Here is a 10,089-nt window from a genome sequence, read left to right as displayed (position 1 = left end):
CGGAAGCTCTCGCCATTGACCTTCTCCACCACCTGCATGCCATCGCTCTTGAGTTGCGCGATGCCGTTGTTCTCGTCGTCGTTGACCTTCTTGCGCTGCACAGTCGACGCCGCTTTTGCGGCATCCAGGAACACCTGCTTGTCCAGGTCCGACAGCTTGTTCCAGATGGTGGGCGTCAGCACAAGCACCGCCGGTGAATACACGTGGTTGGTCAGCGAGAGGTGCTTCTGAACCTGTGAGAGCTTGTTGGAGAGGATCACCGGGATCGGGTTTTCCTGACCATCGACCGTGCCCTGCTGCAGCGCGGTGAACACCTCCGGCCAGGCCATGGGCGTGGGCAGGACGCCGAAGGTCTTGTAGCCGTCCATGTGCACCTTGTTTTCCATCGTGCGCAACTTCAGGCCTCTTGCGTCGTCCGCGGTATTGATGGCGCGCTTGCTGTTGGTGATGTGGCGAAAGCCGTTCTCGGTCCAGGCCAGGCCAACGATGCCTTTCGCCGTCATCTTCTTGAGCAGATCCTGGCCGATGGGTCCGTCCATCACCTTGCGCGCGTGGTCGTAATCACGGAACAGGAAGGGAATGTCGACGATCTTGGTCTCTGGCACAAAGTTGCCCAGGGCGCCGGTGGATACGTTGGCCACATCTTGTGTCCCGAGTTGCACTGCCTCGATCATTTCGCGCTCCCCGCCCAGTGCGTTGTTGGGAAATTGCTGGCACTTGTAGCGGCCCTGTGTGCCCTTTTCGATGCCCTCGCAGAAAGCCACGGCGCCCATGCCGTAGTGGGAGTTCAGGGCATTGGAGTAGCCGATTTTCAGGGTGGTTTGGGCATGCACGGACGCGCCCAGGAAGAGTGCAGCGGCGGTCAGGGTCAGTTGGGTCTTTTTCATGTTGTCTCCTAGTGGGGTGGATGAGCGATGAGTTGCAGGAATTCAGGTCAGGTGATGCGCTCGATGCTTTCGGCGATCTCTTCGCGGTCGAAGATCTTTTTCCAGTCGTCGCGCATCAGGCGTGGCTTGCCGTTGACGATGGCCTTGTTGCAGGCATCAGAGAACTGACCCGGAATCTGCTTGAAGATCACGGCGCTCAGGATCGTCATGTGACCGAGCAGAAAGTCGCGTGCGGCCTCCGCAGGCACACCACGGGCCACGACTTCGTCCATGGCTTCACGCATCACGTCAAGCAGGGTGGCGCACACGGTCTCGGACAAGCCAGGCTCCAGCAGTGCCATCTGCTCGACGGTGACGCGGTAGGCCCTCTGTATCGGCTGGTAGATCGTCTTGGCAATCTCCTCACCCAGAGCGAACGAAGATTCGTCACCCTGCATCAGCGCGCTGACGATGGACTGCGGTGCGGCCACCCCACCGAAATAGTCGGGCGCCCCTTCGACATGCGTCTTGGGGTGAAAGATGGAGGGATGGCAGGGGTGCGCGACGAAATACACCAGGTCTGAACGTTGCGGCAGGTGTCCCGCGAACGGCGCGGCCGCGTCCAATGTCATCACCATGGTGCCCGCTTTCAACCGCGGCGCGATCTCAGCCGAGAGTCGACCAATCAGCGTGTCCGGCACCGCGAGGATGACCACATCCACACCCTCCAGCGCCTGCTCCACCGACACGCATTCCACGCCCACCTCGTCCAGCAGGCGCTTTCGCCCGGCTTCGCCAGGCTCGACATGGCGGACCTCGTAGGCAGAACCCTTGAGGTTCTGGGACAGGCGCACGCCCATCTTGCCGCCCGCTCCAAACAGCGCAATCTTCACAGTCATGTTGTCTCCATCGTTGACACCGGCCCATTCGGCGAATCTCGACGCCCATTGCGTCGATCTGGTGTGATGGTATGACGACATGATCATCACCCTTATAGGGATAACCCGAGATACGGCCGACCAAACCGGCGCCCACCACCGGCCGCAGGGGAGCGTGGCCCGCTGGAGAACGGGATTGACGACGTGTTGGAGTGCGGCTCTACCGCAACGACGGCCAGGCGGTGGCGGTGAACCTGGACATCAAGCCGGTGGAAAGGCCCGAGCAGGTGCTGCGGGTGGACCCCACGCACCCGACCGGTGCCGTCTGAGCTTCAGCCTCGAACGGCAGCTTCTAGCTGAAGCGCCGCGCTCAGCGCCTTCGCATCGCGCCAGCGCGGACCGACCACCGTCACGCCCACCGGCATGCCGTGCTCACCCACACCCGTGGGCACGTGCACACAAGGCACGCCCAGCAGGCTCCAGAGCCGGCTGAAGATCGGGTTGCCGGTGGCGTCCAGCCCCAGTGGGGCTTCGCCGGTGGCGCTGGGTGCGATCAACACGTCCACCTGCTGCAGCAGGTTCTCTATCTCGCCGCGCGCGTGAAGGGCCAGCGCATGGGCCGCCGCCAGGCGCTCGCCGGTCACCGCCGCTCCGTTGGCCAGCACCTCGGCAAACGCCGGGCTGAAGAGGCTCGCATGGCGGTTGCGCTCGGGCGCGAAAGCGGCCCAGGCCTCGAAACCCATGATGTCCATCTGGGCCTGCGCCAGACCCACCCAGGCGCCGGGCACCACCGCCTCGACCACGCGCGCACCGAGCTTGTCGAAGTGCCGCGCGGCGTGCTGCAACGCGCGGCGCGCATCGGGCGATGCGAGGTCCCAATGTGGTGTGTGGCAGATGCCCACCCGCCAGCCCGTCACCGCGCTCAGCGCCAGCTCGATGCGCGAGAGCGTGCCGACGAAAAACGCTGCATCGTCCACCGAGCGCGCGAACACGCCTGCGGTGTCCAGCGTGGGCGAGAGCGATTTGATGCCCGCCATCGGCAGAAGGCCGAAGGTGGGCTTGTAGCCGACCACGCCGCAGTAAGCCGCGGGCCGGATCACCGAGGCAGCCGTCTGGGTGCCGAAGGCCAGCGGCACCATGCCGGCGGCCACCGCCGCGGCCGAGCCGCTGGAGGAGCCGCCCGGTGTGCGCGGTGCATCGGCGCTGGCGCGCGGGTTGCGCGTGACACCGGGCTTGAAGGTGGCGAACTCGGTGGTCACTGTCTTGCCCATGACCACACCGCCGGCCTCGCGCACGCTGGCGACCACGGCGGCGTCCACCACCGGGCGGTGCCCCGCGTAGATCGGCGAGCCGTAGGTGGTGGGCATGTCGGCGGTGTCGATCAGGTCCTTCACGGCGATCGGCACGCCGGCCAGGGCGCCCTGCGCGCCTGCGCGGTCGAGCGCCTGCGCCTGCGCGATCACCTGTGCGGCGTCGAAATGTTGCCAGGCCAGGATGCCGGGCTCCCGCGCCTGGACGCGCTCGACGAACGCCCGCGCCACCGCCTCCGCGCTGACCTCGCGCCGCGCAACGCGCCATGCGATCTCGCGCGCGGACCCGTCTTCGATCTTCTGCATGCCCATGCTTTCATCATGCGGACCGAACAGCCGGCCCGTCAGTCCTGCATTCTGCGGGGCACGCTGCGGGCGGCGAGCCACTGAAGTGACAGCTGAAGCAGGCTTTTCGCCGCGTTGAAACCGGCCCGCCAGTACCATGCGCGCATGAACTACGAACTGATCCTCCTCGAACAATCCGAAGCCTTTGCGCTGCACCTGGGAGACTGCATCGACCGCATGCCCGAACGCGACAACAGCCACCGCGCGCTGGCCGCCGCCTTTGCCTGCGAGCTCGGTATCGAACATGCCTATGCCTTGCGCATCCTGTTTGCCACCGGCGCACAAAACGCAGCCTGCGCGATGCTTCATGTGCAATACGAGGCCCTGGTGCGCGCCGCCTGGTACGCCTACGCAGCCAGCGACGCCGACTTCAAGGCCATGCTCGACCCGGACAGTGGCTTCACCCTGCCGCACACCGGGCACATGGTGCACGGCCTGAAGGCACGGCTTGCAGACGAGCCGGGCCTGGCGGGGCTGGTGAAGCCACTGCTGGCCATGAACGACGCGTATAGCGCCGCGCTGGGTGACTTCGAACACGGCGGCATCAACCCCATGCACCGCACCGGTTCGGGTTTTCCGGTGGACCTGTTCGACACCGTGGTGCGCAGCTCCAACGGTCTCATGTACCTGAGCTTTCGCCTGCTCGCGCGCCAAGGCCCACCGGGCGCTTTCGTCCAGAGCATCGACGAGGCCCTGCGGGGCTTTGAAGATGCGCTGCCGATGGTCTGCTTCCAGGACCCGGCGCTGGTGGACTGAGTCAGCGCGGCTGGCGCTGGATGCGGATGGATTGCACGGTGCCCGAGCGGATGCGCACCGTGGCCGTCAGCTTGCCCTGGCCACGGTCGTAGAACCAGTCGTCGACCTGCTGACACGGCACAGCGTTGCTGGCGAACGGCTCGGGCACGGGCACCAGGGACTTGTTCTGGAACACCGGTGCACAGAAGCTGTCTTGCAACTGAGGCGGGCCGCACTTCTGCAGCAGAGAGACGCGCGAATCACCCTCTTCCACCGTGCCACCGCCGCACCGCAACGACTCGGCCTGAGCCGGCAACGACAGCAGCAGCACCGCTGCAAACAACCCCACGCGAAACTGCGCACCCATGTAGACCTCCGACTTGCCAGGCCGTTCAGTGTGCGCCGGTAGTGTGTCTGCATTGTGTGTGCGGGGCAACGCATTGACACCGGGAGCCGATGCCTCAGACCGCCATCTGGTGCGGCAGCAGCCGGTCGTATTCCTCCTTCACCACCGCATAGCACTCGCACGAGCGCTGCTCCAGGCCAGCGCGGTCAAGCACCTTGATGCGCCCGCGCGAGTAACTGATCAGCCCCGCGCCCTGGATCTTCAACGCCGCTTCGGTCACGCCTTCGCGGCGCACACCCAGCATGTTGGAGATCAGTTCCTGCGTCATGGCCAGTTCGTTGCCGGGCAGGCGGTCCAGGCTGAGCAGGAGCCAGCGGCAGAGCTGTTCGTCCAGCGAATGGTGGCGGTTGCACACCGCGGTTTGCGCCATCTGGGTGATCAGGGCCTGCGTGTAGCGCAGCAAGACATTCATGACCGCCCCCCCGAGCTTGAAGGCCTCGATCAGGTGCCGTGCCTTGAGCCGGTAACCGCGACCCGCGCTCTGCACCACGGCGCGGCTGGTGGTGGTGTTGCCGCCCATGAAGAGAGAGACACCCACCAGCCCTTCGTTGCCCACCACGGCGATCTCGGCCGAGTCGCCGTTCTGCATCACGTACAGCAGCGAGACGATGCCGGAGGTGGGAAAGTAGGCATGCCCTTCCGCCTCGCCCGACTCGTACAACACGCAGCCCAAAGGCAGGTCCACCAGTTCCAGGTGCGGGAGCCAGCGTTTGATGTCTTCGTCGGGCAACGCCGAGAGCAGGTCGTTGAGCTTGATTTCGCTGGCATTGGACAACAGAGCGCCCGATTCAGCAGAGCGTTTTGGCGTGCGGACGGAGGCAATCCTTTTGGACGGTGGACGGGTGGACATGACGGCCTCGGAGGACACCCGTTAACGGCGTTCCTGGGTCAGGGCGCCGAATCAGGCTGACGCGAATGTAGTCAGGAACGGCTTGCCCGTATGTACGGTGCGGAACACAGCTGGGGCCACCATGCCCCCGGCGCCGATCACCAGAGCGCGGAGTCGCGCATGTCTTCGATCTTGCGGCGGCTGCGGCTGCGCCAGACGCTGCGTCCGACGCCCAACGCCACCAGCAGCAACAGGCTGGCCGCCAACAATTCGCCCCAGCCGAGGTGACGACCCAACCAGACCGACATCAGCCAGGAGAAGGCCAGCAGACAAACAGCGATGCTCGCAGCTGTGAGAACGATGTACGGTAGGGAACGCAACATGGACAGTGAAACTTGTGTCTTCCGAGGAATGTGCACCGGCGCGGGAGAGGCGAATCGCCTGCCCTGTCCGCTGGACTTTGCATTCTCGCATCAAGGTCGCGGATTGCGTCACTACACTCTCCCCCTCGCTGTGTGAGCCACGGGCCACTTGGAGCGGATCGACAAAATGCCTACCAAAGGCCTACCAAAGGCCTACAAGACGGTGATGGACTTGCAATGGATGTGCTGATTCTGGTGATGCTGGTGGCCGTGGGGGTGTGGTTTTTGCGCTCGGGCGAACAAAGGCGCCGCATTGCCCTGCTCGGCAGTTTTCTGGGCAAATACCAGATCGAGGCGCTGATGGAGAACCTCACGCAAGGTTATCTGCGCGCGCTGGGTGAAGACGACCCTGCGCGGCGCCAGCAGATCCTCAACATGTTGAACACGGCCGAGCAGTCGGTGGCGCAGCAGTTCGGCAGCTTCGCCACCGAGTTTTCACGGCTCGACGAGGCGCAGACACGGGTGAGCAAACTGGGCGTGGCACTGCCATTTGCCGATCGCCTGTTTCCCAAGGCCACGTTCGACGTGCGGGAGGCATTCCGCATTCACGCTCGCGGTCTGGCGGACGCCGCCAGCAACGAGCTCCACCGATCACCGCGGGACAAGGCCTTCACCATGTCGGCCGAGCTGCTGCTGATGCAACACACCTGCCACTGGTTCTGCCGCTCACTGGCCACCGCCTCCGCGCGCACCCTCGTGCGCCACCAGACGCCTTATGCACAACTGGTGGCCTCGGTCGGACCGGCCACCCGCAGGGACTACGAAGCCATGTTGCGCGGTTGAGTGGGCCCTCAGCCGCCGAGGCCGGCGAACACGTTCTGCACGTCTTCGTTGGCGTCCAGCGCGGCGAGAAACGCCTCGACCTCTTCCAGGTGTTCGGCGCTCAAACTGGCGGGGTCGATCGGGTTCTTGGGCTTGTAGCCCAGCTTGGCCGACAGCACGGTGAAGCCCTGCGCCGGCAACGCGCGGCTCACCAGGTCGAGGTCGGTGGGATCGGTGAGGAACACCACCACGCCGTCGTCGTCGGCGGGGTGGAAGTCTTGCGCACCGGCCTCGATGGCGGCGAGCTCCGCGTCTGCGCCTTTGGTGGTGGCTTCGGCTTCGATGATGCCCAGGTGATCGAAGTCCCACGCGACCGTGCCCGAGGTGCCCAACTGGCCCTTGCGAAACAGCACGCGCATGTCGGAGGCGGCGCGGTTCACGTTGTCGGTCAGGCACTCGACCATGACCGGCACGCGGTGCGGCGCGAAGCCTTCGTAGACCACGTGCTCGAAGTGCACGATCTCACCCGTGAGGCCGGCACCCTTCTTGATGGCGCGGTCCAGCGTCTCCTTGGGCATGGAGACCTTGCGCGCCTGCTCCACCACCAGACGCAGCCGCGAATTCGCCGCCGGGTCGGCGCCGTGGCGCGCGGCGATCATGATGTCCTTGGCCAGCTTGCCGAACAGCCTGCCCTTGGCGTTGGCCGCCAGATCCTTGTGCTTTGCTTTCCACTGCGCGCCCATGGCCATGTTCCTTTGAGTTGACGAGCGAGTTTACGCGTCAGACACCTCTGGGGCGAGCTGCTTGATGGCACTGAAAGTGCGTCAGGAACACCTGCCACCCATGAGCGGGGGCGCGATCGGCTCACCGCGTCAAGGGTGAGATCCGTAATAAGAGGTGCCACCGCCGGCCCAGCGGCCAGCTTCGGACGTTGCGCGTTCATGCAGGCGTTTGAGCGAGCGCGCTGCCGCGTTGGGGGTGGCAGGTGCGGAGAGCGCCGCCTCGGCTTGGGCCATGGTGTCCTGGATGGTCTGGATGAATTGGGCGCGTGCCGCTGGCTGGCTGCGGAATGCGTTCACGCACGCGGGAGAAGTCTCCAGGATCAAGCCTTCTGCCACCACCCGCATGCAGTCCCGGGCAAAGTCCAGCTCCTGGCTGCGCGCGGGGTGGTGCTCAAACAGACCTGCGCAGAACAGCAAGGCACCACCCAGGGCCACGCGGTGGGCGGGTTGCCTGGTTGTTGAAGCTGTGCGGGCGACCATCTCTGGATTCTCGGCCCGCGCCCCCGCTGATGGGTGATCACGGAACGCCGCTGGACGGGTTCATCGCACCGCTGGTGCACTTGTCCAAGTGTCAGGCGGGTTGTCCTCTTCGTCGAGCCTTCAGACGGCCGCTTTCGAAGCCGACCTGGCAGGCTTGCGCTTTTGTATGACGGTGCCAGGTGCCGAAGGTGTCTTCACTCTCTCGAATGACGAGGCAAGCGTGCTGCGATAGTTCGCATGGAGACGCGCCCACGCGGCGATTGCGTGCGAGCACCTTGCTGTGGGGCGTGCATCGGGCAACTCACCGAACCAAGGCCGTAGGCCGTAGGCCGTGGGTCCACATTTCGCCCAAAACTCGAAATCAACAAAAAAGCCCTCGTTTCCGAGGGCTTCGATGACAAGCAAGTGCTTGATTTGGTTGGTTGCGCGGGCAAGATTTGAACTTGCGACCTGGGTTATGAGCCTCGAACTTCTACTGTGTATGTGCATCGGGGCCGAACGGATTCTGTCGGGTTCAATCGTTGGCGAAACCAGGCATCAGAAAAAACTGAGCCAAAACAACCACTTACGCCGACACCGAAGAATCAACAGATGACACCCGATAAACACACCACGCGCCGTCTCGCGCCTTTTGTCATCTTGGAGCGCCGAACTTAGGCGCGGTGCACCGCATTTTAGCAGCGCAGATTGCGACCTTTGGGTGGCCCAACGACGCTGAGTCTCTTGATGTGGGGCCCTCCTGATAGGGCTCCTTCGTGACATCGAACCAGCGGGGGGGATTACGAGATCGCAGCGCCTCAACTCACTTTTAGTTGAGGATTTTTGGCGGCATATATCTGGCGACGTTTTGCCCTGGTCCATTTGGCGAGGGCAAATCGCACGCGCAGTACTCCCAGGAAACATGAACTTGAATTCGCAGGGACAAGGACATGGGAAGCGTGACGCTGACCACTTCACAACCTCGGGCCAGTGAACTCTGGAAAGTCGCGCGGGGCGATCGAAATCAACGCAATCCGCCGCCGAATGCGTCCGCTACGGGGAAGGGACAAGCACTGACTTCATGACGTGGCGCCGTGAATTCAGACGCTGGAAGAATGACTTCAGCAGCAAGTCTTGGCGCGACCGAGATGTCGCAAACACGAAATCTGGGTGTAAGTGATATCTCTAACACACGGAACATTTGACGAGGTTCTTAGGGCTACATTTTTTTACTATTGCCTACCTAAAGTACCTCACCGCCCCGCCGATGCATGGCTGAAGCAACCGCCTCCTTTGGGGACCCATCACGCCATGACCACACCAGACCAATTCCACGAGCTACCTGCTAAGCAAACTGTTGAGCACAAGCGAGGGTCATCTTGGATACGGATATGCGCACCGTGCTCACGTGAGCGCCAAGCAAGCTCAAAGCCTGGGGCAGCTGCATCTGCACTGCCCGCACGTTTTGAACCCTCATTCTTGTGGGTGCGAGCTGAAGGGAAGGACCAATGAACCCCTCGCAGCAAAGCACACCTCCATCCCACACAGGGAACCTCTCCAATCCAAACGACATCACCAACTATTCGACTGCCAGCCTGATCACCACCGCTAGTGCAGGCACCAACAGCTTTCACGAACGACTCGCCAAGTACCTGAAGGCGGTCCATGGGGCCCCTTGCTCCCTAGAGGTTGTATGCACACTCATCGGTGGTCTGCAACAGGTGGTGGGGCGCTTGGAAGATCCAGATCCCAGAATTCGAACTTTGTTGAACGACGCGCAGGAGTTGCGAGCCAATCTGATCGGCACCTTTGCGTCTTCTCACGGTTCAGCATCATCAAAGCTCGACGGTAAGAAATCCAAGCATCCAGTCTGGGTCACGTTTGCCAACCTGGGATTCAGCGGCAGCACCAACAAAGCCGTTCTTGTTCTTGCAGCTAGTGCGGTTCTGCGCGCCTTCCACCAGAAGAAGCCCATATCGGAGAGTCTTGCCAGGGACCTTGTGCAGTTGAACGCCCGCGATCCACTTTCTGAAGTGCAACTGGAGCACTTGCTCTGGCATGACATCCCCGAGGAGGACACGCTTGAGAACTGGGTTTACACACTCAGGCGATATTGGCGCGAGGTCGTTCGTGACTATGGGGGGAACACACCTGCTCCCCCTCAAACGCCGACTGAACGGATCAGATCGCAGGTTGAACCGCCCCGTATTTTGAGGAGGCTCTTTTCTCTGAGAGGATTGAGCCATGAAGAAGTCGAACCACTTTTCACCTGAGGTCCGCGAACGCGCCGTTCGC

11 protein-coding genes and 1 pseudogene are annotated in these 10,089 nt (G+C 63.1%); 4 read left to right on the top strand and 8 right to left on the bottom strand.

Features of this window, described 5'->3' with window-relative positions:
• Both ASE11_RS11345 and ASE11_RS11340 read right to left on the bottom strand, forming a co-directional pair.
• On the bottom strand, window positions 1–887 hold an 887-nt coding region (locus ASE11_RS11345; RefSeq protein ID WP_056270917.1), incomplete at its 3' end, for a TRAP transporter substrate-binding protein.
• Between the two features lie 47 nt (window positions 888–934).
• The gene (locus ASE11_RS11340; protein ID WP_056270916.1) at window positions 935–1,765 is read right to left on the bottom strand and encodes a phosphogluconate dehydrogenase C-terminal domain-containing protein; all 831 of its coding nucleotides are present in this window, start codon (window positions 1,763–1,765) and stop codon (window positions 935–937) included.
• A gap of 197 nt (window positions 1,766–1,962) precedes the next feature.
• On the opposite strand from ASE11_RS11340, the pseudogene ASE11_RS25340 reads away from it, so the two are divergent.
• Window positions 1,963–2,073: pseudogene (locus ASE11_RS25340) on the top strand (mannose-6-phosphate isomerase); the annotation flags it as partial.
• A gap of 3 nt (window positions 2,074–2,076) precedes the next feature.
• Here the strand turns inward: ASE11_RS25340 and ASE11_RS11335 are convergent.
• Window positions 2,077–3,360 carry an amidase gene (locus ASE11_RS11335; protein WP_082585685.1) on the bottom strand — a complete coding sequence of 428 codons (1,284 nt, stop codon included), beginning with the start codon at window positions 3,358–3,360 and terminating at the stop codon, window positions 2,077–2,079.
• A 144-nt stretch (window positions 3,361–3,504) separates the two neighbouring features.
• Between ASE11_RS11335 and ASE11_RS11330 the strand changes: the two genes are divergently transcribed.
• On the top strand, window positions 3,505–4,155 hold the full coding sequence (locus ASE11_RS11330) for a DUF6988 family protein (protein ID WP_056270910.1): 651 nt from the start codon (window positions 3,505–3,507) through the stop codon (window positions 4,153–4,155).
• 1 nt (window position 4,156) lies between these two features.
• On the opposite strand, the gene ASE11_RS11325 is transcribed toward ASE11_RS11330, so the two are convergent.
• The 3 genes from ASE11_RS11325 to ASE11_RS11315 all read right to left on the bottom strand — a co-directional run bounded on the left by ASE11_RS11325 (window position 4,157) and on the right by ASE11_RS11315 (window position 5,752).
• Window positions 4,157–4,501, bottom strand: a complete 345-nt coding sequence (locus ASE11_RS11325) for a DUF2845 domain-containing protein (RefSeq protein WP_056270907.1) — start codon at window positions 4,499–4,501, stop codon at window positions 4,157–4,159.
• A gap of 94 nt (window positions 4,502–4,595) precedes the next feature.
• Window positions 4,596–5,315: a Crp/Fnr family transcriptional regulator gene (locus ASE11_RS11320; RefSeq protein WP_056270904.1), complete on the bottom strand. Its 720-nt coding sequence runs from the start codon at window positions 5,313–5,315 to the stop codon at window positions 4,596–4,598.
• Between the two features lie 212 nt (window positions 5,316–5,527).
• Window positions 5,528–5,752: a hypothetical protein gene (locus ASE11_RS11315; RefSeq protein WP_056270901.1), complete on the bottom strand. Its 225-nt coding sequence runs from the start codon at window positions 5,750–5,752 to the stop codon at window positions 5,528–5,530.
• A gap of 216 nt (window positions 5,753–5,968) precedes the next feature.
• Between ASE11_RS11315 and ASE11_RS11310 the strand changes: the two genes are divergently transcribed.
• A complete protein-coding gene (locus ASE11_RS11310) occupies window positions 5,969–6,574 on the top strand; it encodes a hypothetical protein (RefSeq protein WP_056270899.1) in 606 nt (201 codons plus the stop codon).
• A gap of 8 nt (window positions 6,575–6,582) precedes the next feature.
• Here the strand turns inward: ASE11_RS11310 and ASE11_RS11305 are convergent, their stop codons facing one another.
• Together ASE11_RS11305 and ASE11_RS11300 are read right to left on the bottom strand one after the other, a co-directional pair.
• On the bottom strand, window positions 6,583–7,296 hold the full coding sequence (locus ASE11_RS11305) for a YebC/PmpR family DNA-binding transcriptional regulator (RefSeq protein ID WP_056270896.1): 714 nt from the start codon (window positions 7,294–7,296) through the stop codon (window positions 6,583–6,585).
• A gap of 129 nt (window positions 7,297–7,425) precedes the next feature.
• On the bottom strand, window positions 7,426–7,815 hold the full coding sequence (locus ASE11_RS11300; RefSeq protein WP_156406318.1) for a hypothetical protein: 390 nt from the start codon (window positions 7,813–7,815) through the stop codon (window positions 7,426–7,428).
• A 1,487-nt stretch (window positions 7,816–9,302) separates the two neighbouring features.
• Here ASE11_RS11300 and ASE11_RS25810 point away from each other — a divergent pair.
• Entirely contained in the window at window positions 9,303–10,067 is a 765-nt protein-coding gene (locus ASE11_RS25810) for a hypothetical protein (RefSeq protein WP_156406317.1), read from the top strand.
• The last annotated feature ends 22 nt before the right edge of the window (window positions 10,068–10,089 follow it).

Source organism: Hydrogenophaga sp. Root209, assembly GCF_001428625.1.
Taxonomy (GTDB): Bacteria; Pseudomonadota; Gammaproteobacteria; order Burkholderiales; family Burkholderiaceae_C; genus Hydrogenophaga.
This window is presented reverse-complemented; position numbering and strand designations above follow the sequence as displayed.

Excerpts from the sequence above, each read along its gene's own strand:
- ASE11_RS11325 (WP_056270907.1), bottom strand. The coding sequence starts at position 4,501 with ATGGGTGCGCAGTTTCGCGTGGGGTTGTTTGCAGCGGTGCTGCTGCTG.
- ASE11_RS25810 (WP_156406317.1), top strand. The coding sequence starts at position 9,303 with ATGAACCCCTCGCAGCAAAGCACACCTCCATCCCACACAGGGAACCTC.
- ASE11_RS11330 (WP_056270910.1), top strand. The coding sequence starts at position 3,505 with ATGAACTACGAACTGATCCTCCTCGAACAATCCGAAGCCTTTGCGCTG.
- ASE11_RS11310 (WP_056270899.1), top strand. The coding sequence starts at position 5,969 with ATGGATGTGCTGATTCTGGTGATGCTGGTGGCCGTGGGGGTGTGGTTT.
- ASE11_RS11315 (WP_056270901.1), bottom strand. The coding sequence starts at position 5,752 with ATGTTGCGTTCCCTACCGTACATCGTTCTCACAGCTGCGAGCATCGCT.
- ASE11_RS11340 (WP_056270916.1), bottom strand. The coding sequence starts at position 1,765 with ATGACTGTGAAGATTGCGCTGTTTGGAGCGGGCGGCAAGATGGGCGTG.
- ASE11_RS11300 (WP_156406318.1), bottom strand. The coding sequence starts at position 7,815 with ATGGTCGCCCGCACAGCTTCAACAACCAGGCAACCCGCCCACCGCGTG.
- ASE11_RS11305 (WP_056270896.1), bottom strand. The coding sequence starts at position 7,296 with ATGGGCGCGCAGTGGAAAGCAAAGCACAAGGATCTGGCGGCCAACGCC.
- ASE11_RS11335 (WP_082585685.1), bottom strand. The coding sequence starts at position 3,360 with ATGCAGAAGATCGAAGACGGGTCCGCGCGCGAGATCGCATGGCGCGTT.